Genomic DNA, 23,841 nt, shown 5'->3' on the forward strand with positions numbered 1-23,841 from the left:
TATGAGTGTGCAGCCGTCCCTGCCCATGCCCCGGAAGGCATAGCAAGTACGCGTGATGAAAAGAAAAATCGCTCCGGATCAGAACCGGACTGGTTTGCGGCAGTGTTAACCGGGGTACGCCGGGCTTTGCCATGAACCTTGCTCAAACCGGACTGTCGAAGCATCTGGCTTGCTTAATCTGGCCCGCTACATCTAAAACGTGGGGCTGTTCTGCATGGCTTTCATTACAGTCTTTGCAGGGGCAGGCATCCAATACAATATCGGTCCCGCTCTATATCAAAATTCTATAGTGTGTATTTTTACAAGACAAATCAAAGACTTAATAAGTCATAAAAACAAAACCTATCGTTAACCCTAGACCTTATCAGGCATATTCTTGAAGCTTAGATGGTCGATATAGGTGATATATTGATTTGGATTTTTTGAACCTGGGCCACGGGCAAAGCATATGGACTTGAAACAAATCCGCTACTTTGTTGCGGTCGCCAAAGCGCTTAATTTCACTCGTGCTGCCGAGCAGCTGCATATTGCCCAACCGGCGCTGAGCAGGCAGATTCAATTGCTGGAACAAGAGCTGAAAGTCGTACTGCTTTCACGGGAAAGCCGTCCCCTGCAACTGACCGAAGCAGGCCGTATTTTCTACGAACAATCGCTGCAACTACTGAACCGCGTCGAGGTGATGAAGGCGGCTACCACGGAGGTGGGCCTGCACCAGCGCCCGCAGTTATCGATTGGTTTTGTAGCATCCACCTTATACGGTGGCCTGCCTATCCTGATTCAGAAATTCCGCCACGCTTACCCGGATATTCGCTTTCACTTTCTGGAACTGACCTCCAGCCAGCAAATTCCTGCCTTGCGTGCCGGGCGTATTGATGTCGCGTTTGGACGCGTGCGCATCCATGACAGCGCCGTGTGCCGTACCGTTCTGCGTGAAGAGCGGCTGGTCCTGGCTATCCCACCAAACATAGACCTGGCCCAAGACACAGGCCCCGTGTCTTTACAGGTTATTGCCGACCACGCCTTTATTGTGTATCCCAAATCGCCACGCCCCAGCTTTGCGGATCATGTCCTGAATATTTTGCACGACAATGCTATTTTTCCCACTGAAGTGCATGAGGTGCTGGAGCTGCAAACGGCAATGGGTTTGGTGGCGGGCGGTGTGGGACTGTGCCTGATTCCCTCGGCTGCCCAGATACGCAGTGATCTGGTTTATCGCTTGATTGACGACGAGAAAGTCACCTCGCCGATCATCTTCAGCCATAGAAAGAATGACAACTCCTGGTACATCGCCCAGATGCATACCTTCATTGAGGAAATGTATGCTGAAAAGCCCCCTTGGCTGATCCCTGGGCACAGTGCCTTAAGCAAACGGCCACCACCCTGTTAGCTGCTGCAAGGAAAAGATCTGAATGTGACGGCAATCGCCGTCTTTCACCAGCAGGCCTTTTCATTGCAAAAAGACCCGGCTGGCGAAGAGAGCAAAACAACTAAATACGCTTGAACAAGGCTGAACGCACCTTGCCAGTGGCTCCATCGGCTGCCGTCAGGAACTGTTCCATGTGAATGTCACGCTCGAAGAGGCGACTTTGCATCAAGGTAGAAATAGCCGCTTCAATCATAGGGGGCGGGCCACACAAATACGCCTTATTGCCCGAACAGCGCTGTTCAAAGAACTGCCCCACCGCTTCGTGTACAAAGCCCACAAAACCTTCCCATGCATCGTCCGGCAAAGGGGCGTTCAAGGCCGGAATATAGTGGAAATTATCGTGCTTTTCAGCCAGCTGAACGAAGTGCTCCGAGTGGTAGAGTTCGGCCCTGTTGCGTGCACCTTGGAACAGATAAATAGGACGCGTATCACCTTGCTCCAACAAGTCCGTAATCATGGACTCAGGACTGGACAGGCCCGAACCACCCGCAATGAAAATAGCCCCTTGCGGATCGGATTTGCGCACAAAGAACTGACCATAAGGGCCGGACACATCCAAAGACTGCCCGACTTCCAGTTCCTTGTGCAGCCAGGTGGTGCCTGCGCCCCCTTCTACCTTGCGTACATGCAAATCAATCATGCCGCCCGATGAAGGCGAGTTAGCAATAGAGAAGGCACGCGTGCTGTCGATAGCGGGCACATGCAGGTTGATGTACTGACCAGCCTGAAATGCCATGGGGCGATCCAGCTCCAGACGGATGTGCTTGATCGTCGGCGACAGGTCTTCGATCAACACCACCTTGCCCTGATAATCCTCTACCGGCAGGCCCTGAAAATCCGGGTCCACATCCACATCCGCCTCGATGACCATATCGGATTCGGGACGACAGCAGCAAGCCAGCAGTTTGCCTTCGTCCCGCTCCGAGTCCATCAAGGCAAAGCTGGACGCATCGCCTGCGTCTGCATAGCCCTCCAGCACCTGCACCTTGCAGGTGCCACACGTGCCATGTCCACAGGCAAAAGGCAACCAAACCCCTTGTCGCAACGCGGCGTCCAACAAGGTTTGTCCATCTTCTACCTCTACCACATCGCCTGTGGGTTCTACGGTTACCTGATACGTCATTGCTGCCCCCTTTTATACGCCTGTACCCTTGTAGCCATTCAGGCCCGGGGTCTTGAAACGCAACAAGGATTTGTGATCAAAACCCTTGGCACCCAAGGTGTCTTCAGGGTTCAGTTCAATGGCCTCGCCATTCAGGTTCCATTGCACCTTGCTCCACTCGATATGCTCAAAGTCAGGGTGTTGGGCAAAGCCAGCAGGCATCAGTTGCTGAATCATTGCTGCCACCGTCATATCGGCTTGTACCAAAAAGGCTTTGGCCGAGCAGAACAACAAATGCTCATCCCAACCGATGTACAGCAACATGCTGTCGCCATAGTGTGCTTTCTGGTCCAGCGCAAAACCTTGGTAATCCGGGGTAATTGCCGTAACTGCCATCTTGATCTCCAGTTTTTATAAGTAGTGGCAGCGCCCGCTGGGGACACTGCCCTTTTTATTGCGTGACTACGCTGTCACTCCTTTCCATTCTTTCCAGCGCGACTCGTCCACTGAACCCTTGAAGTCCATATTGTCGACACCGACATTCAACTGGTAGTAGTCGCTCAGGATTTTCTCCAGATCTGGACCACCGCAATTGCCTTGCAGAATCTGGTTCACGGGCAACCAGGCCTGGATGTATTTCTCGGGCTCATGCTCGAAAATATCGCGGCAACCGTCCGAGCAAGTGTGATAACGCTCGCCCTTGTGTTGGCTTTGGCGGTAAGTAATTTCGTCGGGCTTTTCCATGTCGGTAAAGGTCATGGGCACCTGACATACCTGGCATAACTGTGGCAGACCGCTGGAGTAGAAACGCTTGCCTTCGGCTTCCATCTTCTTGGCCATCTCCCAACGTGGGCGATAGTATTTGTCGAAGGTATCGGGGTACTTGGAGCTAAGCCAATCCAGTTCCTCGTCGCTAGGAATCCAGGTGTGGAAGCCGGCCGCGTGGCCGAAGTTGTAGAAAATCCACCAGGCTTGGTGCGAGATGTGCTCTTTCTCTTTCTCGATCACTTCGCTGTACTTGGGCATACGAATACCGTAGCGAGCCAGATCCTTGAACAGGGCACCACCGGCCTCTTCAAAATAGACTTCCCAGGCTTCTTTCCAGGACATCACCTTATTGGGCAGCATGTAATCCATCATCATGCCCACCACGGACAACAAGCGAGTACCGCGCCAGAACCATTTGTCGATCCACTGCTGAACGATAGGTACGTTGTCTTCGTGCTGCTCCAGCATGAACTTGATCACTTCCAGACCCAGCGTCATGTGGCGCGCTTCGTCGGACTGCGAGCTAAAGCCAAAGGTCACGGTGGCCATATCGCCGTTGTAGGCCGCACCGGACATAAAGGGCACAAACAGCAAGTTGGTCAGCACATATTCGAAGGAGAAGCTGATCGCCAGCAAAAACTCGAAGGGCCCAGCCGCACGGGCATCTTCAAAGAAGGACTTGGGCACGGACAGGTACCAGACCCGGTCGTGCATATGGCTCCAATCCTGAAAGCCATTGAAAAACTTGTTGTAGTGGCTCATGGCGTGAACCTGCGTCTGCACGTGACGCAGCTCGTCAATCGACTGCATCTGGCACGCAATACGTGCGCCGATGCCGCTGAATTGACGTCCCACATGGGAGTAGCCCTGATAAGCCTGGTATTCCAACGGCGTCACCGCCGTCAGGAACACCTTGATCGCGTTCAGGTAACGCGGATCAGAAATATTCATCTGGCCATTGTTCTGCGCGAAAGCATCAAAAATGGCGTACAGCTTCTTTTCTTTCTCGGCCTGGTATTTCCAGTACGCATCCATCGTCAAACGGAACGGATCTTCCCACTTGGACCAATCGGTAATCTTAATGCCCTCAAACTCCTCGTAAGGGAAGGCGTCTTTGCGATCCTGGTAGCTGAATTCCCAGTCCAGATCACGGGTCAGATAACGATATTTGTCTTTAATATTTAGTTTTTTCGTGGCCATAGTGCCCCCTTTTCTGATTTAGCTGTTCCAGTGCAAAAACAAGCGGTCTTCATCTTCATCCACGTTGCCACCCAAGGTGATCAGATTCAGATGCAGCTCCTGCATGTCCCACTGTTGCCCATATTTTTCTTCCACAGTCTCGCGCTTGACCGTCAATTGGCCCACGCATTCAATGCGGATCATGGCCGGTTGATAAATCACCGTGGCCTCCGGGTTGTCTTCTTCGATGGCTTCGACGATATAGCGCGACATGTCGTTATCTTGCAGACCGATATAAACCTTGGACTTCATCAGACTTCTCCGCCCAGGCTCAGGCCTGCTTTGGCAACGCGTTTGGCAATCGTGTCCTGGGCTTGCAGCCAGACCTGATCGGCTTGGTCGGCAAAGGCCGCCTGGATATAGGGCATGAAAGCAGCTTGCACTTGCGGCATCCACTGATCCAGCCAGCTTTGCAGTTGCTGCTTGTTTTCTTCACTTTCCACAACAGCAATCTTGAAAACGCTATCGCTCCAGTTGGACAGGTCTTTATGGCAGTCCAGCATGAACTCCAGCAACATATCCAGGTCACGGCCGCCTTCTTTAGCCAGATCAGCCACCAGACCCTGATACACCACCTGATGCACTAAGGTGTTAATCAGCAAGGACTGCACCAGCAACAGCTCAAACCAGTCTTTTTGAACCAGCGTTTTTTCGCACAAGGCGCGCAGGCCCTGCCAGGCATCGTCCTGCATCCAGGCTTCTTTGGCCTGGCTCAGGGAGTCGGCGTTATTGCCATCAATCAACAAGCCAATACGGGAGACGTATTGCGCCATTCCCAGCGAGTCCATCCCCGCATAGAGACAGGCCTGCGTGATCGTGGTGCCGTAGCCATACGCCGAACCCGACATGAAGTTCAGGTTGGCAGTTTGTTCAATATGGCGCAAAGGCAGCAGCAAGCGGGTCACTTTGGCTTTAATGCCATCGCTTAAGTACTGAGCCAGCTCGCGTTTTTCGAAGAAACCGTAATTGGTCTCTGCCGATTCCTGCATGCGGGCGCGATTTTGCACGTACGCACCGTAGTAAAACTGGCGGGGGTCACGGAACACATACCAGTCTTTCATCTGGATGGCAGTGTGTGAAGGATCGTTCAGAGTTTTCTCCGGCATCCACAAGGGCCGGTAATGGAAGTTGGCCGTCGCCTGGGCGTCGTAAGTCGCTTCCTGGTAGCGCGTAGCTGGTTTTTCGCCAAAGCGGCGGGCTACGTTGGCGAAGGTTTGCCGCACTGGCTGCAAACTGGCCGTTTTAATTTCTAATGTCATCCTCTTGTTCTCCTGAAATAAAACCTACTGGGCTTCAGCCTTGCGGTTGTTGCCGACCAAAGTGTCATAACCAAAACGCCATTTCTCTTCGTTCTCGTCATTGACCCGCATCTGTTCTTCGCTCATCAGCTGGACATTGTTTTGCAGGCAAAAATGCTCGAACGCAGCCGGCGGCAGTACCAGTTCCACAAACAAATCTGGTTGGCCAATCGCAAAGTCAAATTCCACAAAGCGGGCATTGGCGGAACTGCGTACACGGACGTACTTTGTCAAAGTGGGCAAGCTCGTGTCTGACATGGGTTCTCCTCCTGATCAAGCTGTTGCATGAGTGTCCACACCTCGTTCATAGCAAACACCATGCCAACTTCAAATCTGAAGGATTTAACCCTTTAGGATTAAAGAGATAGAGACTGCAAGACCTAGACGGAATGCGCAGCCGTCATGTCATCGACCCGGAAAATTGATCATTTGATCAAGCGCTTAGCGCGTATTTCATCAAATGCTGAGCTAGGGTAAAGACCTATAAAAAACGGTTTTATCCGGCCTCTGGACACTATTCTGTTTTCTGGGAGTCACTAGAAATACAGGCGGCATACTGGTTTTTAAAACACCCAAAACCACAATAAAAAACAACAGGATGGAGACAGCCATGGGGGCTACTGAACTCACACTGCCGTTAAGTCAGGACCTGATCGACGCCATTCGTTTCGATGCGCGTGAAGGAAAAATATGGTTTGGCGAGCAACGCATGCTCTTGCTGCACGCCAGCGGTTTTGGCCAGCTGCGCAAAGAGCTGATTGCCTCGTTGGGCAGCGAACGCGCCAAATATTTCCTGATGCGTTTTGGCTACCACGCAGGTATGAAAGATGCCGAGGTTTCCCAAAAAGTGCGCCCGGATCTATCACTGAAAGAGACCTTTCTGGCCGGGCCGCAAATGCACACCATTCGTGGCATGGTCAAAGTCATACCCACTTCTCTGACCTTTGACCGCGATGCCGGCCAGTATTACGGCGAGTTTGACTGGTTCGATTCCTACGAAGTGAGCAATCACCAGAAAGAGCACGGCCAGTCCAGCGAGCCGGTCTGTTGGAGCTTGCTGGGCTACGCCAGCGGCTACACCAGCTTCTATATGGGCAAGAGCATCATCTATAAAGAAACCCAGTGCGGGGCCATGGGACACAGCCACTGCAAGATCGTGGGCAAGCCGGCCGAAGAATGGGAAGAGGATGACCCCGAGATAGACCGTTTCATGCTGCCCGACCCTGTGCAGGACGAGTTGTTCGCCCTGCGATGTGAGCTGGTGAAGTTGCGCGAACAGGAGTTCAAACGCTCAAGTGCCAACTTCACCTTGCCCAACTCCATCGGTCAGTCCGCCGCCTACCAGGCCGCCTGTCATCTGCTGGAAAAAGCAGCCCAAAGCAAGGTCTCTGTGCTGCTGCTAGGAGAAACTGGCGTAGGTAAAGAAGCCTTTGCACGGGGCCTGCACGCGGCCAGCGACCGGGCAGAGCAACCCTTTATTGCCGTGAACTGTGCCTCTATCCCGCCCGAGTTAATCGAGTCGGAACTGTTTGGCGTGGAAAAAGGGGCCTATACGGGTGCCCACAAATCCCGCCTGGGCCGGTTTGAACGCGCCCAGAGCGGCACCATCTTTCTGGATGAGATCGTCGAACTATCGCCTCGCTCCCAGGCCGCTCTACTCCGTGTTCTGCAAGAGCAGGAGTTGGAGCGCGTTGGCGATGAAAACATTCGTCATATCGATGTACGCGTCGTGGCGGCGACCAATGAGGATCTGGCCGAAGCCGTGCAAAAAGGGACCTTCCGTGCGGACCTGTACTACCGTCTGAACGTCTTCCCCATCCATATTCCCCCCTTGCGTGAGCGCAAAGAAGATATTCCGCTGCTAACCGAGTATTTTCTGAACAAGTACTCCAGCCTTTACAAAAAGCATGTCATGGGCATCAGCGATCGCAGTCGAGAATTGCTGATGCAATACGACTGGCCGGGCAATATCCGTGAATTCGAGAACATGATTGAGCGTGGCGTCATCCTGACCGAGCACAACCACGAGATCGAAACCCATCACTTGTTTCCACAGCAGAAAAGCGCCTTACAGTATCTGAGCAGCCTGAACACCCAGGGCTATATGGCCAAGGAAACCTGTTTTACGGCTAACCAGACCCAATGCGTAGAGCACTTGTTGGAGACCCCCTTCAATCTGGATGAATTAGAGGAACAGATCATTCAGCTGACGATGAAGAAAACGAACGGGAATATATCGGAAGCAGCGCGACGGCTGGGGCTAACGCGACCTGCTTTGGCATACAGGCTAAAGAAGGTGGCAATGCCTGCGTAACACGTAATAGTGAGCAAGTAAGCCACTCATGGGCCTACTTTCTGTTTGCCGACACCTTGCATTGACTAAGGTACCAGTCACCAAATCGCCTAACCTCTTGCGCATACGGATAGTCCTGCTGACACTGATTCAATGCCTGCTCCCGAGCCGATGTTCCTTGCGCGAATGCTGCTGTCGACGAAAGCAGCAATAATGCCGCTGTAGACAGCGCTATCTTCCAGTCCTTTGTCTGGTACTTCTACGTAACATGCGGCAAACCGGCGACTAAACCCTGAGCCCATCTGCCTGCTCCGCCCTGGCTCCAGCTCCTCTGTAGCCACAAAAATCACCACGGAATTCGGGGCCAAGAAACGATCACTATTGAGCAGTCTGGGATGGAACAAACCGAGACTCGGTTTTCGCCCGTCCTGGGCGAGCCGTCAGTGCTCAACGCCCAACTAAGTTGAGAAACAGCCATTCCCATTCTTTCAAAAAACGCGAGCGTTCTCTTTTAATAATAGAAAATATTTAGATCCATTTCAGAAAATTCCACAGGAAATACATTATAAAAAACAAAACTGTAAAAAATGGCATTTTCGACAAAACAGCAATCAATAAAAATGGCTCAAAAAATAAAGCCACTTCCATTTTCATAAAGTTTGTATAAAATGCATTTTCCCTCACCTACTTAAGCATAAAAATGAGCACTACGTTTAATAACTATCAGTTGAAGTCCGAGCTTGGTTTCATGGAGGTTATTGGCCACGTCATTATTTGGGTTTTACTAGCCATCGTCACACTGGGCCTGGCGCTGTTTGTCTTCCCTTACTACATGCAGCGCTTCATCATCAGCAAGACCTATGCCTATGACGAGCAGGGCCAGCGTGTTGGCCGACTGGTTTGCACCATTGATCTGGCCAGCATCATCGGCAATATTCTCTTGTGGGTGCTCATTAGTATCGTCACCCTGGGTATTGGCTACCTTGTTTTCACCTACAAAATCAGTGCTCACTGCATGAGTCATACCAAGATCGTTGGGATAAATAGCCTATAAAGCACGCTACATCCTGAAAAACAGGGAGCCTAAGCACTAATCTTGTTTTCAGTTAATTAGTTAGCCAACCTGTCACTACCTATGCCTGATAATTTTTTATCAGGCATTTTTATTTCATCTATTAGTCATCAATTAATTATCAGACAATAAAAACCCAAAATAAGAACTTTTAATTCCATAGTTACTGACAATTTTACTGACTGTATTTCCTGTCATATTCAAATAAAAAACAACTGAGCTACCGAACAATGAAATAGAAGCTGTAGATAGCGGCATGGCCATCCACTGGCACCCTTCTCTTACACCGTACAGCCAGGTTTTCTCCGTTTTGGACCTGCCCTACCACCCCGGCTCTGGCCTGATTTCCCCCACCCACTACAATGGGGGCTTATCTAAGGAGTCTTATGTTGGAATTTCAGCCCCGTGAACGGGCGTATTTATCAAGTATCCGTGCCCTGTCTCAAGATCAGGATGACAATGTGGTGTTTGTAGGCATGACCCTCGCCGAGTCCGTTTGGTACGCACACTACGTCGCGCAATCCTACAACGGCGATGTCGCGCGAGGCGATGAAGCAGAAGCCCGCTATCTCGCCCTGCATGACCAGCATGAGCAAGCACGCCGCGTCGTACTTGCTGGCGAATCACTGATGCAATCACTTGAAACCTCAGTTCAGTGATACCAAGCATAGCGACACACGCTTAGCTGGGCCGGAACTACGCGTCTGCCCAGTTTGATCCAGCCCTGTGTAGTCGCCCGTAAAAAGCCCGCCCATTTTTCAACAGGCGGGCTTTTTAATACATGCAGATAAGGCAGCTTGCTCGAAACGGCAGCACCAGGGTGGCAGCAGCCATGGCAAGCCAATCCCTATATACGTAGTTCCTTGGACAAAAAGGTTTGCACACGCTCAGGTCTGCCAGCCAAATCACCAAAAAACACGTCCGTTGGCACGTCTTCCAAAATACTGCCTTGATCCATAAAAATCATGCGATCAGCCACCTTACGGGCAAAGCTCATTTCATGGGTCACGCACATCATGGTCATGCCGTCCTCGGCCAAACTGACCATGACATCCAACACCTCGTTGACCATTTCCGGGTCCAGCGCCGAGGTGGGCTCATCAAACAGCATGCACACCGGGTCCATGCACAGCGCACGCGCAATGGCAACCCGCTGTTGCTGCCCGCCCGACAAGCTGGCGGGATAACGATCTGCCAACGCTTTCAAACCAACCCGATCCAAGTACAGAAAGGCACGTTCATTAGCCTCTTCCAAGTCCCGACCCAGCACTTTACGTTGCGCCAAGGTAAGGTTGGCCAAGACGCTTAAATGCGGGAATAACTCGAAGTTCTGAAACACCATCCCTACCCGACTGCGCAAATCTGGCAAGTCGGTTGCAGGATCACCAACCGAAACCCCATCAAGCAGAATCGTTCCCTGCTGGAAAGGTTCCAGGCCGTTAACAGTTTTCAATAAGGTGGATTTGCCTGAACCCGAGGGTCCGCACACCACCAGCACCTCCTGACGGTCCACCTGAGTCGTGCAGTCTTTCAGCACTTGAAACGTGCCATACCATTTGGAAACATTATTGATATGAATCATTTGCCATCCAGTCGCATATGTTTGTCATAACGTCGGGCTACCCGATTAGCTATCGCTTCCAACGAGGCACAAATCACGTAGTAAAGCAGCCCTACAAACAAGAAAATTTCTGTGGGATGCACCATGACGCGGTTGCTGACCTGGGTAGCAACAAAAGACAGCTCTGCCACACCAATCACATAGGCCAGCGAGGTGTCTTTAATCAGAGCAACCCACTGATTAATAAAAGAAGGCAGCATCACAGGCAAAGCCTGCGGCAAGATAATGGACTTCATGATCTGTGCCGTTTTCAGACCCAAGGCCCTACCCGCCTGCCATTGCCCCGCCGGCAAGCTGCTGATACCGGCAAACACCGAATGGGCCAGATACGCACCACCAATCAAGGACAACGCGCATACCACGGTGAATACCCCTGGCACATCCACGTTGAACAGAATAGGCAGTAAAAAATACACCCAAAAAATCAGCATGATGACGGGGATAGCTCGGAAGAACCCCAGGAACAGCAGCAAGGCTGTATGAGCCGCACCACGGGTCAATGCCAGGGCGACACCAAAGCCCAGCCCCAAAATAGCCGATATGCTGGCCGTCAGCACGCTTAAGAGCAGCGTCAATGCCGCCCCGCCCAAAGGGCCATGAGGATAAGCGCCAATCAGGAAATACAGCAGGTTGTCGGAGATAACATCGAAGCTCATTACAGGCCACCTCGAACCTGTAGGCGATGACGCTGCAGCCACTGCCCGCCAATCTCGACCAACATCACCAGCAGCACATACAAGAGGGTTGCAATGCCAAAGGACTGGAAGGTTTTGAACGTCTCTGTTTCTACCTGTCGAGAGGCATAAGACAACTCCGCCAGACCGATCGCCATGGTCAAGGACGTGTTCTTGATGACATTCATGTACTGCCCGACCAGCGAGGGAAAGGTATTACGCAGAGCCTGCGGCATCACCACAAAACGCCAAATCTGCATGGAACGCATTCCCAGGGATGCCGCCGCCGCCCATTGCCCCTTACGCACTGCCCGTACGCCTGAACGGAACTCTTCAGCGACAAAAGCGCTTGTATAGATCGTCAAACCCACAAATGCTGCCAACATCTCGAAGCTGGGCCAATGCACATCAAACAAGACTAGCTGCAGAACATGCTGTGTGTTCAGCCATTGCACCAGCTCGGGAGGCATCAACGCCGAAGCCCCGAAATACCAGAAAAAAAGCTGTACCAGCAAAGGCGTATTGCGAAACAGACTCAGGTAGGCACGCACAGGCCAAGACAGCCACGCAAAGGGCGATAGTCGGGCAATACACACCAGAAAACCCAAGACAGTCGCGGCAAAGGAGACGACTAGGGAGATCTGGATCGTGACCCAGAATCCTTGCAGCAACCAACCCACATAGTGGGGTGCCAGCCAAAAATCAGAAGACGGCATAGCAAACACCAAAAAGCAGGATCGGCTGACCCCGCTGTTGCAGACTCAAACAGGAAAAGGCCAGCCTGATCACACCAGGCTGGCCTGCAAACAACAGGATGACTTACTGCTGCTGACCGATGCGGTACAAGCGATCCAGCGGCGTTTTGGACTGAGGGCCAAACCACACGTCATAGATAGCTTGGGCTTTACCTTGGGTTTCCAGCTCCAGCAAGGTTTCGTCCACAAAGGATTTCAGGGTCGTCTCGCCTTTGGGAATACCAATTCCAATCAGATCCTCGGAAATGCTGAAGGCCGGGATTTCGTAGTTTTCCTTATCCGGCACATTGGCCAATAAACCGATCAGCTTAGGACCATCTTGAGTGATGGCCTGTACATTGCCATTGCGCAAAGCGGTAAATGCGAACGGTGTATCGTCGTAGGCAACCAGCTTGGCCTGGGGGTATTTTTCACGCAAAACAATCTCGTTAACCGTGCCTTTGTCCACGCCGATGCGCAAAGAGTTCAACTGCTCAGGGGAAGACAGAACGCCTTTTTTAGCCAGAAACTGCTGGCCCGACGCGAAATACGGGATGCTGAAGTCAACCTGCTTGGCGCGCTCTTCCGTAATGGTGAAGTTTGCCAATACCAGATCCACCTTATTGGAAGTCAGCAGTGGTACTCGATTGGCCGGATTGGTCGGCAACACTTCCAACTTGACGCCCAGCTTATCGGCCAGGGCCTGAGCAAAATCCACATCCAAACCCGTGATCTGGCGGGACTTCTGATCCACAAAACCAAACGGCGGATTGCTGTCAAACGACGCAACTTTCAATACGCCCACTTTCTTGATGTCATCCAGACGATCAGCCTGGGCCACTCCAGCCACCAACGCCAGGGTAAGGGTAGCGGCAATGCTTAAAAACGACTTCATGATAAAAACATCCCGATAAAAAAATGGCACGTACGATACATACCGTATGTGCCATTCGACCACAGCGCCAATCTATTCAAAACGATCAAATCCCCCGATGCTTATAACGAAAAGAACTAAGGGTTTTCCATTATTTTTCAGGGTTGGTCTGAACTACCTTTTCCACCGCAAAACCTTGGGATGCGGCGTAATCCAGCAGCTCGTTTACCGTGTTTTTGTCGGCTTGCTTATCCCGCGACAAAACCCACAAATACTGACGATCGGGAGTGCCCACCAAAGAATACTGATAGTCACCCTCTAGCTTCATGATCCAGTAATCCCCCCACACCATGGGGAACCAGGACAGCCATTTAGGTGCAAAGCGCACTTCCAATATGGCGGGATCGACAGGACTCGCACTGGTGGACAACCTTCCCTCACCCACCGCCTCCTTCACACCACCTTCCGTACTCTGACAACGATTGGTGACGGTAATGGACTTGTTTGCCTCCATCACATAGTCCGCCTGAACATCTCCGGCACACTCGCGCTGAAAGCTGTTGGGCAAGCGCGCCTGCTCGTACCAAGTGCCCATGTACTTATTCAGGTCCACATCGTCTTGAGTCGCCAAATCGGCCTGAGAGGACGCGCAAGCGGCTAAAGCCATAACAAGCGGTAGCGCAAAGACTTTCTTCATGAGGCTTCTCCTTGGATCAATATCTAGAGAATACCCCAGGGCTAAACGCTCCAAGCTTAAACAGATGCTGCAAAAAGCAAATGACGTAATCGATTCATGAATTGATTACGTCATTTTGTATTCTTCAAACTATCGGGAAGCCTAGGAGAATAGTTTGACCACCTCTTCACCCGTCATCTCACGTGTGCGGTTGGCAAACTGGTAGTTTCCCGGCTTTTCATCAATATAGACCTGCAACTTGAACGGCCAGCTTGCGCCGTCTTTGAACAATCCAGCCGCCAAGGCATGAAAACCGCCATTGCGTAGGCGATAGAACAGATGCGTACCGCATAACGAGCAGAAACAGCGCTCCGCCCACTCGGAGGACGGATAAGAGCGAACATGCTCAGCCCCGTCGATAACAGGCTCCGTATGGCTTTCAACTGACATGAATGGCCCACCCGTCCAGGTACGGCACATACTGCAATGGCAAGCACTTAGCGTAGGTTTCTCGTGCTGAAAACTGATTGATACCGCACCACAAAGACATTTCCCCTGGAACGTCGCTTGATCCCCTGCCATATCTGCCTCCCTAAGCCCTTGATAAGGTGATTCTATACCCAGAAATCGGACTAATCTCAGAGAAAAGCTCTGGACTTACATACACCTCTGGCTGCCAGTTGATTTCAGGTAAATCAAAGCGGTCGCGGACTTATAGACGTTACAAAAAACACCTTATCCCCCTGCCAAGCCTCTTGTGATCTACCCGTACGTCCCAAGTTATGGGAGAGGTGCCTGAACACACCTATTTCACCGACTCTTTATGTATTTATGCCAATGACTAAAACCGCGATTAACCCCTCTACCGTATTCAACTCCCTGCAATACGGCTTTAGCCAAGGCTTAGTCGTTACAGGGCAGCGTCGCCTCATGCTCTCTGGGCAAGTCGGGGTGGACGCCAGCGAGCGCACCGTAGCAGGCGGTATGCGTGAACAAACTGAAGCCGCCTTGGACAATATCGAACTGGTTCTGGACGATGCAGGTGGCACCATTGATCAGGTGATCATGCTGCGTATTTTCATTCGGGAAGACGCGAGCTCTCAACAGGAACAAGAGGATATTGCGGCTGCCCTGCTGAAACGCTTTCCCACTAACCCGCCTCCATCCTCATGGATTCTGATTAGTGGCTTGGCCAAGCCAGAATGGTTAATTGAAATTGAGGCGGAGGCTATGCTGGATTAATAGCAGATGCCTGGATGACTATTTTTTTGGAGTCCGCACTCTATAGATAGTGCAATTTAGCAGATTTTTTAGCTCCCTTTTCGGGAGCTTTTTTGTTGCCATTCATAATCTTTGTTAAATCTTAAATCGCTTGATTACATCTGCCTACTCCAACTGCTAGCGGCCACTTCATCTTGTTTATAGAATAAAGAAAATAAATAAGAGCGAGGCTTAAATGATCACATTAGAGACAGGACTTTATCTTCGTGTTCAAGAGCTAGCAGATGGGCCCAAGCCCTTCCCGCTACAAAGCGGCTTCAATATGCAAACAGCGTATCGAGCGCTCGGTATGTTCAATCCCTCAGAGACTTCTGATGCCTTTTTTATCCTGGCTAACGACAAGGATGAGATCTGGTTCATCTGTAACCGGCATCTACGTGCTGTGGGTCTAAGTCCAGAGCCCAAGGACCTTAGGCGCCCACTGGAATGCCTGTAAGAGGCAGTTTTTGATTGCCTGCTTGTCTGCTTGTCTGCTTGTCTGCTTGTCTGCTTGTCTGCTTGTCTGCTTGTCTGCTTGTCTGACATCCATTGAACGGTTTTCTAGGTTGGCCTACAAACAAATTAAAGTCATTTTCAGAACTCAGGCGTACTATCAAATTCACCCACAAAACACCTTTATTTTACCTTGACAGATTTAAATGTTACAATGCAGGTCTGTACTTATTCAATTTTAGATCTCACACTGATCAATTAGGTACATATCCATAAAACTAGCAATCGCGCTAATCTATAAATTTAATACGCTTTAATTTCTTCTATTCAAGGTGTTTGGCTGCTTATGCGTACTCGCTCTTGGACTGATTAATGTGAAAAAGCACTGAAGGTTTTAATTATTTACGAAAAGCTCAACCAGGCCCGCCATAGCCCATTACATACATCGCCGTTAGTTGAATCTCACTATTCGGACACGGAAAACTCTCAAGGTATTGCCAAGCGATTAGTGGAAACACGCCAAAATCTGATACGGCAATTAAAAGATCGTTTTCCAGGCCTTCCGTTCTGATACGTCGAAGCCCACCCTGATAAAAAAAGCCGCGAAAGCGGCTTTTTTGTTGCTTGGGTCAAGCTGCCCGAAACAGAACAGGCGCACTACATCCCTGCTATCGACCTCGAGCCGAACCTCGACCAACTGGTCTACGACCTTGCAGGGATTTTGAGTTCTTGAAACCTGCATTCGCATTCTGCCCCGGCCAACGCGACTGCGCCTGCTTCAGAGCAGGTTTTACAGGCTCAGGGTTAACAGTGCCCTGTTCCTTATCTTTCTTGTCCATATCAACCTCATCTTCAACTATGGGCAACGCGAGCATGCGACGCCCAACACCACAGCATAGGACACATAGCAAAATAAATCCCTATTTATCAGCTGTGGTCGCCAATATGGTACGTGTCTGAGCGAAACAAAAGCCTTATCACTTAATGAGAAGCATCACATAGGCAGGCGTGGATCCACATATGCCGATCAAGCAAATCCACGCAATTGGTCCGCTGTCAGACTGAACCTTGCACCAGCAAAACCAAGATGACTGTCGCAATCAAAAGTCAATTAGCCCACCTATGTGATGACGCAAGCTACATGAAGGCTCGTCTACTTACTCCTCGACAACGGGAGCGTCAGCCATTCCTTTCTTCACAGACTCGATACTGTGTTGCGCGCTCTGTTTGCTCGTGTATCCCTCTGAGCTGACGCAAATGATGTTCCCATTTGCGGCCTTAAATCGCCACCGCCATTCACCACCTTTGTCTTTGTAAAGCACAAATTTCATGACGACCCTCTTCTGGTATTAGCGCACGTCGCGCTGCCACTATCCTAGGGCTGGGTTTCCTCAGCAGAAATTGGGGTTTACGTGACAGGGCTATGCCCACCAGCTACAAACTGGATCTGTTCAATAAAGCGGGATTACCGGGGCAGCCGACGGATGCAACTGCCATTTCTATCACATGGGTCGGCGTTTACAACGAGGCAAACCATGAATAAAACAGAACCCAAGTGCTGCCTCAGCTGCTTTCCTAATGAGCATGACAAACAAGACTCTTTGGAACGGCCGTACGAATTTTGCGACGGCCCTGGGGGCGCGCGTGCCTGCCCCCTAGGCCGAGCGCGGCCTATTAATCAGTTGGTAACAAAGAAGAGTGATGACTAGAAATGAGCCAGTCCTGGCCCGCCCACTTATATGTGAAGGTGTAGCGTGCTCTGACCGTGGCTCCTGTCGCCCCCATACGGAAGGTATACATCCCGGAGTCAACCGCCATATTACAGCCTATATCGATCTGTCTGGATGTCACGGTACCTTGCGGCTTAGACTCTAAAAAGTGTTTGAAATAATCTTCTTTCTCTGCCCGTGTGATGCGATTCACGCCTGACAAAGTGGGAAGTAAAATCGAACGTTCGGCATAGTTATTAACTACCGTTTGAGGGATTCCCGTTTGCAAGGAGGAGTTCCAACGCTCGAACAACTCAGCGACCGCAACCTCATTGATCGGCGTGCAGACCTCAGTTTGTTGAGCAACCGCTGAACGATCACTATCTGCGCTAACAGCGCAGCCTGATAGAGCAATAGCGCTTAAAAGCAGCATCATTTTTTTATTCATTATCTTACCTTTTGTCTCAGTTTCGCCTGCCCGATAGTAGCACCAGCCTTCGCCTACGGCGTTTAACTTTGGTCTAACTCTCCACTATCCTCCAGCCGTAGTATTCCCCCCTTAACCACGTCAACATCAAAACCACCTACGCCTTGGGCAGCGGAAGTCCTGCAACGGCAGTCCCCCCATGCATGCCCGCAAAACGTCTTGGCAGAGCTTGGAGCGCAGGGCACCAAAAGCCTCAAAGCATTGATATTTTGGGGTTTTATTGGTACAGATCGGAGCCTTGTACGCGTACTCTGGTAGGTAGTACCGGGGCCAGGTTTTTTTGAATGATTGACACAACTTAGATAATAGAAAACCGCCCGAAGGCGGTTATTTGAAAATCACCAGTTGCGTCATGCCTAGGCCTTTACTTAAAAGGTAACCTTGCTTCGCACTGTAAAAATAGATCTTTTCGAACTCTTTAAACATACTGCAGCTGCTGATTATCACGCAAGCATCCCCCCTCTCTCAAGCAGTCCTCGCTTTCAACCGGGGTTGAAATGCATCAGTCATTCTGTGTATCTACTAGGCAATCCTCGTACACACGCTGCTTAAAGAGCTCCGTCAACTCATGGCGCTTCTGAGCAGTATCTAGTTGGGGGAATTCGTAGACAGTCTCAATAAGTTGCCTGGCCACCCAATGGTTCTTTGCCAGCTCAAGCATTCCAGCTTTTTCATCCCCGTTCTGACGCCCAGCCATAATCGCTTCGGCGAGCAAAGACGCTTGCCGACACTTAGCCTCGCTCTCTTGAGCTTGGACATTTGCAGTCAAGACCAGCAATAACGACACAAGGATCCATTTCCCCATTGCCCCGCCTCCTTACTGAACCGGAAAATAATAGCTCACATGTAAAAAATAAAGCGCGAAAGCGAAGTGATGATGAATCGGCGAGAAGTCATCTCATATCCATGCGGCTAACCACTGGCCTTAAACGCTACGTGATGGTGAAGGTCCACTACAGAGCAGGAGGCCTACTACTAGAGCCTGAGAGCGCATAGGCCCATGGCCCGTATAGTCAGAGCAGGCAGCGTAACGTGAAAAGGCCGAACCCGATGTTTCAAAGGGTCCGGCCTTCAATGATCAACGCAACGCTCACCTAGTTAGGCAAGCAGGCGATCAAACTATTTGGATCTGGGTAGCGCAAGGACCTTTTTGGCCCTCGCCTGCAACGAAAGAAACTCGTTGATTCTCTTCAAGAGATTTAAACCCAGAACCCTGAATTTCACTGTGGTGTGCGAAGAGGTCTTTACCGCCACTTTCCGGTGCGATGAAGCCGAAGCCTTTTTCGTTATTGAACCACTTCACGATACCAATTTCTGTTTTCAATGTATGTCCTAATTATTCTAGGGAAAAATCTCCCTGAGCGAACTATGACCGTTATTCGCATATATAGATAGCATCGTTACAAAGTAAGTAGCCAAACCATACTCAAACTTAGCCCCTCTAGCCGCAGCCTTCTCACTTCCTTGAGCAATTCGATATCAAAACCATCCACGCTATGGGTGGCGGGAGTACTGCAACCAAAAGGCATAGAGCCCTGGAACTCCACCGATACCACTCCGGAACGCACCGGGCGTGACGATGGCGGCCACAAGCTAACCCTCCCCCCTTTCAATGGCCCCGGACAGGGCGCAATCCCCCCGGAGCTAAACATAAACGCTTTTACTATGCGTGAGGATAGACGCGCAGGAACTGGAGGCGTTGCCGTGCTGATCGAGTTTTTCATCCTCGCAGTGCTCTTCTGCTGCACCACTTTCTTTATCGCTCTTGGTATCGAGGGCGTTATCAGCATCAGGAGACAACCATGACCGACGTCATGCTCGACGCCGTGATTCAAAGGCTCTACGAAACGGCGATAAGCGACGAGCAACCCCGACACCAGTTTTATGAGGGGGGCCAGTCAAGCTTTAAATGAACGCAACTCTAAGGCACTCGAGATCGAGCACCTTGAAGAAGCACTCTACCTGGCTCTTGAGTATTAGCCCCATCACCAGCAGCGATACAAAAACCGCACTCCGGTATAGGTTTAGAAGGCTAGCACCGCACTATTGGGAGAACCAACATGACAACGCGAAGTGACGACGGGCCGGCAGCATTCTCTTGCAACCCATTCATAGCCAGAAGGCCTGGACATGAGCCAGTTGCTAAGTGACTGGCAGAAAGCATGAGTCTGCGTGGCCACCTCAGGGCTTACTAAGCCCTGAAAGCTAGGATCTGAGCGTCGCTATTGATTCAATGGTCTTCAAAGAAGTGGTCGGTACAAACGGCAAGAAGGCGATTTGCAGCGTGGCCCGGCTCAAAGGCCATGAGCCCGAGATTTTGAACATGACCAAGCAGAAGGCTAACGCCCGTCTGTACAGCCTCTGTAAGTCGCTGAGTCCGCACCGCCTTCAATAAGCTTACGTATGTTATCGATCGCAGGCCTATACCGCATCCGCGATTATGTGCTGCAAGGCCATTGACGATGTAGGCGCAGAGCATGGGGTGGCGGAGCGAAACCTGAGCCTGTCATTGAAAAAGATGAAGGAGGCAGGCCTCATCGATGAGCGTCTATTGGAGTGGTCTGATGCACTGCGGATTATTGGCAATGAAGCTGCCCATGGAGTGGGTGTTTCCATCGCCTAACCAGACGCGAGAGACACTATTGAATTCACGAATGCAATTCTGGATTACATGCTCTCGTACCGGAATCGTTTTAGACAATTCAAAAAACGGCGGGCCAGTGACGCCAAACTCTACGAAGTGCATTTATTGACGCGATAAGTGAAACATCGCGCGCTTCCAAGCATCCCGCCCGGTTGTCACCCTACACCGGGACCGTTTTGGATATGTAGCGGAAACTCCAGTCGTGACGCATCGGTGCTAAGCAGCACTAGCTTTATTTCTGACACAACCGTTTCCACATAGCGCAGCACTCTGATTGGCGTTGCGTTTAGCTCAGTATCGGAGCGCCACAGGAAAAGCCGGTGAACGGCCACGAAAGTGCACCACTAAGCTGTTATGCCTTAGCCCCCCGCCCTTACCGTGCAAGTGGCATCCATAACTTGAGGACGGAGAGGACTTCAACTAGTTGGCGTTCGCGGCCTACGGACGGATCATCCAGCCCATCTATTAAGATTCCTGAAATTCCAAGAATCGACTTTAAGTCATGGCCGTCCTGGTATGTGGGGGTAGGAGATGCTGGACGCCGCCGATCTTACAAGCGCGACGATCCAGAGTCAGCGTCCTCATTAGGCAGGCAGAAGGATGCTGGCACCAAACTACCCCCAGAAATTAACCCGAATGCGCGCGTTTGCCGGGATTTTTCTTGCTGCGTGTATGCGCGCCACGCTCCTGGCTAACACGTTGGCCTCGGCCTTTCGTGCTAAGAGTCACGCCCTTGGGAGGGGCGGGAGGAGGAGTACGCTTACGATCAGCTTCAGTAACAATGTTGGTGCCCATGAAAATCTCTCCAGTTTGGTTGAACTTGCTCTTGTTTATCGTTCGCTCGGTTTATTCATGGCAGCAGGAGACATGCTCGACAATGCCTGAATGTGTGTAGGCACTGCTGAACGGTCGAATCTTCACAGATAACCTGTCGCCTAAGCTAGCATAGCAGGCATTGACCAAGCAGGCTCGCGCAGCGAGACAATGAATCGGGCGTTGAAGATTATGGGATTTGGGGGCCTGCAGACGGGCCATGGCTTTCGTGGCCTAGCCTCCACCATCATGAACGAGCAAGGCGGTTTTCGCTCAGGGGGGATTGAACGCCAGCTGACACACCGTGATCGCAACAAGGTACGCCGTGCTTACAACCATGTTCAATACATGGCAGAGCGCCATAATCTGATGCAATGGTGGTCGGATTACTTGGACGTGCAGCTGGAGAAAGCACCAAAATAGCCATGCCCCCGTTCATGCCTCAAAAATACTTTGGCGGGGCTTGGCGCTGCTTAGAACGCCGGGCAACAAAAAAGCCCCAGAGATCAATGCTTTGGGGCTTTTCTTGGCACAGCTTGGAGCTGTGTGCATGTATTCTGGTAGGCAGTACTGGAACGGGGGTGTTTTTCTAGGGTGTTGATATGCTTAGACTTCCTCTTTCACGAGCAAGCCGCATACCCCCATCCATGCCCCCAAAAGTTAAAATGCTTCTACAGGGAGCGATGACTCCAGTACGGATTAAGCTCGGACACATTTCTGACAGCCCGCCATATGGCGGGCTTTTTTGTGTCCACAGCCTGTAACACATTAGGGCGCTGATAATGCTAAATTACTGTTTTTTTATACAGCATTTGTCATGACCGCCCCCGCCCCCCTCTCTCAACTACCAGTATACGTCTGGACCACGCCCTCAACGGTGCAGTGTGGATTCCCCAGCCCTGCTGAAGATCACGCCCAAAAGCGGCTAGACTTGAACGAGCTGCTGATCAATCAGCCAGACGCCACCTTTTTTATGCGTGTGCGCGGCCCCTCCATGCGTGATGCCGGGATTGACGATGGTGATTATGTGGTGATCGATCGCTCTATCGAAGCTAAGCATGGCCAGGTAGTACTGGCTGTAGTGGATGGCGAGTTCACCATCAAGCGCCTTTTCCGCAGAGCCGGCCGGGTAAAGCTACAAGCAGCAAACCCAACATTTTCAGATATTGAATTTCGGGATGGGCAAGAGCTAACGATATGGGGAGTAGTGACGTGGACACTCAAAGGCCTGCTCCCCGCATAGCCCTCGTAGACGGCAACTCCTTTTACTGCTCCTGCGAGCGGTCGATGCGCCCTGCTTATGAAGGCCGGCCTTTGGTGGTGCTCTCCAATAACGATGGCTGCGCAATTGCTCGGACACAGGAAGCCAAAGACCTGGGCATCAAAATGGGTGCGCCCTGGTTCAAGATTAAGCACCTGGCCGACAGTCACGGGCTTATTGCACTGTCCGCCAATTTCAATCTATACGGCGACCTCAGCGGCAGAATGATGAACGTCATCGGCCAGTTCTCCCCCAAGCAGGAGATTTACTCAATCGATGAATCCTTTCTGGATCTGACTGGCGTACCCGGCAGCGGCCGGGAAATCGGCGGGGCAATCCGTCAGCGCGTCCGTCAATGGGTGGGCATTCCTACTTGCGTGGGCATCGGACCGACAAAGACCCTGGCCAAGCTCGCTAATCATCTGGCCAAGAAGCTGCCCCGCCTCCAAGGTGTCTGTGATTTGTCGGAGCTTTCCACTGCGGACCTCATGCGTGCCATCCGGCATGTCCCCATTAGTGATGTGTGGGGTGTAGGTAGGCAGCTTGCGCCAAAGCTTCAAGCACTTGAAATCCATACGGCAGCAGACTTAGCTCAGGCTGATTGGCGCGTAATGCGCGATAAGTTTTCTATTGTGGTTTCCAAAACGTCAAGAGAGCTGGCCGGGGAGGCTTGCTTGGAGTGGGAAGAGGTGCCAGCGGATAAGCAGCAAATCATGTGCTCTCGCTCATTTGGTCGGCCTGTATTGGCCCTTGAGGATCTGGAGCAAGCCATCAGCACCTTCGTCAGCCGTGCAGCTGAAAAGCTACGCTCGCAAGAATCCATGACCGCATCGGTCCTGGTGTTCATTAGAACAAGCTACTTTCGCAACGACCCACAATACTCTGGCGGCACTGTTGCACGCATGCTTGTTCCCACTGACAACACTGTCGATCTGGTGCAAGCCGCCCTTTCCGCGTTACGAAAGGTCTACCGGGAAGGATTCAAGTACTCCAAGGCAGGCGTATGCCTGCTGGACTTAGCGAGTCAGCAGCAAGTTGCCTCGCAAGGCAGCCTTTTTTCAGCAGCGCCCCCGTCCACCTCAATGGACAAGCCTGCCCTGATGTCGGTTCTTGACGACCTGAATCAGCGATACGGGCGCAGCACCATCGCCGCGGCCAGCTCGTTCGCCCCTGACGATGCTGTTTGGAAGATGAAGCAGGAGCGTATGACTCCTGCCTATACAACCGACTGGAGCCAAGTTGTTGACGTTTGGAAATAGCCAGCCTACTGTCCAAACTAGGTCCTTATATTAGGAGCGTGTCATGTGTGGTCGTTTTAGTCAGCGGGAAGCTGCCGAGATCTATGCCGCAAAAGTTGGGTGGAAATCCAGCAAGACAGACGTGGGTGAGGGCCTCAAATATAACGTTCCGCCTGGTACGCGCCCCATCGTCCTCCAC

25 protein-coding genes and 1 pseudogene are annotated in these 23,841 nt (G+C 51.4%); 9 read left to right on the top strand and 17 right to left on the bottom strand.

The genetic code is table 11. From position 1 onward, the window contains the following. Positions 1-448: 448 nt before the first annotated feature. Complete coding sequence (locus tag IE156_RS17800; RefSeq protein ID WP_189393996.1) at positions 449-1,387, top strand: LysR substrate-binding domain-containing protein; 939 nt, start codon at positions 449-451, stop codon at positions 1,385-1,387. 100 nt (positions 1,388-1,487) lie between these two features. Here the strand turns inward: IE156_RS17800 and IE156_RS17805 are convergent, their stop codons facing one another. The 6 genes from IE156_RS17805 to IE156_RS17830 form a co-directional block, all read right to left on the bottom strand. Next, on the bottom strand, positions 1,488-2,549 hold the full coding sequence (locus tag IE156_RS17805; protein ID WP_189393997.1) for an NADH:ubiquinone reductase (Na(+)-transporting) subunit F: 1,062 nt from the start codon (positions 2,547-2,549) through the stop codon (positions 1,488-1,490). Positions 2,550-2,561: 12 nt separating this feature from the next. After that, entirely contained in the window at positions 2,562-2,924 is a 363-nt protein-coding gene (locus IE156_RS17810; protein WP_189393998.1) for a phenol hydroxylase subunit P4, read from the bottom strand. 66 nt (positions 2,925-2,990) lie between these two features. Next, positions 2,991-4,496 carry an aromatic/alkene/methane monooxygenase hydroxylase/oxygenase subunit alpha gene (locus IE156_RS17815; protein WP_189393999.1) on the bottom strand — a complete coding sequence of 502 codons (1,506 nt, stop codon included), beginning with the start codon at positions 4,494-4,496 and terminating at the stop codon, positions 2,991-2,993. 18 nt (positions 4,497-4,514) lie between these two features. Further along, on the bottom strand, positions 4,515-4,787 hold the full coding sequence (locus tag IE156_RS17820; RefSeq protein ID WP_189394000.1) for an MmoB/DmpM family protein: 273 nt from the start codon (positions 4,785-4,787) through the stop codon (positions 4,515-4,517). Continuing rightward, positions 4,787-5,794 carry an aromatic/alkene monooxygenase hydroxylase subunit beta gene (locus IE156_RS17825; protein ID WP_189394001.1) on the bottom strand — a complete coding sequence of 336 codons (1,008 nt, stop codon included), beginning with the start codon at positions 5,792-5,794 and terminating at the stop codon, positions 4,787-4,789. The genes IE156_RS17820 and IE156_RS17825 overlap by 1 nt, the downstream gene beginning before the upstream one ends. 24 nt (positions 5,795-5,818) lie before the next feature. After that, the gene (locus IE156_RS17830) at positions 5,819-6,091 is read right to left on the bottom strand and encodes a phenol hydroxylase subunit (protein ID WP_189394002.1); all 273 of its coding nucleotides are present in this window, start codon (positions 6,089-6,091) and stop codon (positions 5,819-5,821) included. 352 nt (positions 6,092-6,443) lie between these two features. On the opposite strand from IE156_RS17830, the gene IE156_RS17835 reads away from it, so the two are divergent. From IE156_RS17835 to IE156_RS17845, 3 genes are all read left to right on the top strand, one after another. Beyond that, positions 6,444-8,147, top strand: a complete 1,704-nt coding sequence (locus IE156_RS17835; protein ID WP_189394003.1) for a sigma-54-dependent Fis family transcriptional regulator — start codon at positions 6,444-6,446, stop codon at positions 8,145-8,147. A gap of 679 nt (positions 8,148-8,826) precedes the next feature. Next, on the top strand, positions 8,827-9,180 hold the full coding sequence (locus tag IE156_RS17840; protein WP_189394004.1) for a DUF6693 family protein: 354 nt from the start codon (positions 8,827-8,829) through the stop codon (positions 9,178-9,180). A 404-nt stretch (positions 9,181-9,584) separates the two neighbouring features. Continuing rightward, positions 9,585-9,857 (top strand): hypothetical protein, encoded by a 273-nt coding sequence (locus tag IE156_RS17845; RefSeq protein ID WP_189394005.1) that lies wholly within the window; start codon positions 9,585-9,587, stop codon positions 9,855-9,857. Positions 9,858-10,045: 188 nt separating this feature from the next. Here the strand turns inward: IE156_RS17845 and IE156_RS17850 are convergent, their stop codons facing one another. From IE156_RS17850 to IE156_RS17875, 6 genes are all read right to left on the bottom strand, one after another. Then, positions 10,046-10,780: an amino acid ABC transporter ATP-binding protein gene (locus IE156_RS17850; RefSeq protein ID WP_189394006.1), complete on the bottom strand. Its 735-nt coding sequence runs from the start codon at positions 10,778-10,780 to the stop codon at positions 10,046-10,048. Then, a complete protein-coding gene (locus tag IE156_RS17855) occupies positions 10,777-11,475 on the bottom strand; it encodes an amino acid ABC transporter permease (protein WP_189394007.1) in 699 nt (232 codons plus the stop codon). Before IE156_RS17855 ends, IE156_RS17850 begins: the two co-directional genes overlap by 4 nt. Further along, positions 11,475-12,209: an amino acid ABC transporter permease gene (locus IE156_RS17860; RefSeq protein ID WP_189394008.1), complete on the bottom strand. Its 735-nt coding sequence runs from the start codon at positions 12,207-12,209 to the stop codon at positions 11,475-11,477. Before IE156_RS17860 ends, IE156_RS17855 begins: the two co-directional genes overlap by 1 nt. Before the next feature lie 103 nt (positions 12,210-12,312). After that, positions 12,313-13,122, bottom strand: a complete 810-nt coding sequence (locus IE156_RS17865; RefSeq protein WP_189394009.1) for an ABC transporter substrate-binding protein — start codon at positions 13,120-13,122, stop codon at positions 12,313-12,315. Positions 13,123-13,252: 130 nt separating this feature from the next. Continuing rightward, entirely contained in the window at positions 13,253-13,798 is a 546-nt protein-coding gene (locus IE156_RS17870) for a lipocalin family protein (RefSeq protein WP_189394010.1), read from the bottom strand. Positions 13,799-13,939: 141 nt separating this feature from the next. Further along, positions 13,940-14,359 carry a GFA family protein gene (locus IE156_RS17875; RefSeq protein ID WP_189394011.1) on the bottom strand — a complete coding sequence of 140 codons (420 nt, stop codon included), beginning with the start codon at positions 14,357-14,359 and terminating at the stop codon, positions 13,940-13,942. A gap of 255 nt (positions 14,360-14,614) precedes the next feature. Between IE156_RS17875 and IE156_RS17880 the strand changes: the two genes are divergently transcribed. After that, complete coding sequence (locus tag IE156_RS17880) at positions 14,615-15,019, top strand: RidA family protein (RefSeq protein ID WP_189394012.1); 405 nt, start codon at positions 14,615-14,617, stop codon at positions 15,017-15,019. A gap of 1,628 nt (positions 15,020-16,647) precedes the next feature. Here the strand turns inward: IE156_RS17880 and IE156_RS17885 are convergent. The 4 genes from IE156_RS17885 to IE156_RS17900 form a co-directional block, all read right to left on the bottom strand. After that, the gene (locus IE156_RS17885) at positions 16,648-16,821 is read right to left on the bottom strand and encodes a YegP family protein (RefSeq protein ID WP_189394013.1); all 174 of its coding nucleotides are present in this window, start codon (positions 16,819-16,821) and stop codon (positions 16,648-16,650) included. A 343-nt stretch (positions 16,822-17,164) separates the two neighbouring features. Then, on the bottom strand, positions 17,165-17,647 hold the full coding sequence (locus tag IE156_RS17890; protein WP_189394014.1) for a DUF4440 domain-containing protein: 483 nt from the start codon (positions 17,645-17,647) through the stop codon (positions 17,165-17,167). A gap of 541 nt (positions 17,648-18,188) precedes the next feature. Beyond that, positions 18,189-18,491, bottom strand: coding sequence for a hypothetical protein (locus IE156_RS17895; protein ID WP_189394015.1), 303 nt, complete (start codon positions 18,489-18,491; stop codon positions 18,189-18,191). A 309-nt stretch (positions 18,492-18,800) separates the two neighbouring features. Then, on the bottom strand, positions 18,801-19,010 hold the full coding sequence (locus tag IE156_RS17900) for a cold-shock protein (protein ID WP_189394016.1): 210 nt from the start codon (positions 19,008-19,010) through the stop codon (positions 18,801-18,803). A gap of 1,083 nt (positions 19,011-20,093) precedes the next feature. Between IE156_RS17900 and IE156_RS18630 the strand changes: the two are divergent. Beyond that, positions 20,094-20,309: pseudogene (locus IE156_RS18630) on the top strand (DUF4145 domain-containing protein); the annotation flags it as partial. A 648-nt stretch (positions 20,310-20,957) separates the two neighbouring features. Here the strand turns inward: IE156_RS18630 and IE156_RS17910 are convergent. Continuing rightward, the gene (locus IE156_RS17910; RefSeq protein ID WP_189394017.1) at positions 20,958-21,125 is read right to left on the bottom strand and encodes a hypothetical protein; all 168 of its coding nucleotides are present in this window, start codon (positions 21,123-21,125) and stop codon (positions 20,958-20,960) included. A gap of 189 nt (positions 21,126-21,314) precedes the next feature. On the opposite strand from IE156_RS17910, the gene IE156_RS17915 reads away from it, so the two are divergent. The 3 genes from IE156_RS17915 (at position 21,315) to IE156_RS17925 (ending at position 23,663) form a co-directional block, all read left to right on the top strand. After that, positions 21,315-21,566 carry a tyrosine-type recombinase/integrase gene (locus IE156_RS17915; RefSeq protein ID WP_189394018.1) on the top strand — a complete coding sequence of 84 codons (252 nt, stop codon included), beginning with the start codon at positions 21,315-21,317 and terminating at the stop codon, positions 21,564-21,566. A 394-nt stretch (positions 21,567-21,960) separates the two neighbouring features. Next, a complete protein-coding gene (locus IE156_RS17920) occupies positions 21,961-22,386 on the top strand; it encodes a LexA family protein (protein ID WP_189394019.1) in 426 nt (141 codons plus the stop codon). Beyond that, on the top strand, positions 22,341-23,663 hold the full coding sequence (locus IE156_RS17925; protein ID WP_189394020.1) for a Y-family DNA polymerase: 1,323 nt from the start codon (positions 22,341-22,343) through the stop codon (positions 23,661-23,663). Before IE156_RS17920 ends, IE156_RS17925 begins: the two co-directional genes overlap by 46 nt. Positions 23,664-23,841: the final 178 nt, after the last annotated feature.

This window comes from Alcaligenes pakistanensis (assembly GCF_014652815.1).
GTDB classification, from domain to species: Bacteria; Pseudomonadota; Gammaproteobacteria; order Burkholderiales; family Burkholderiaceae_B; genus Alcaligenes; species Alcaligenes pakistanensis.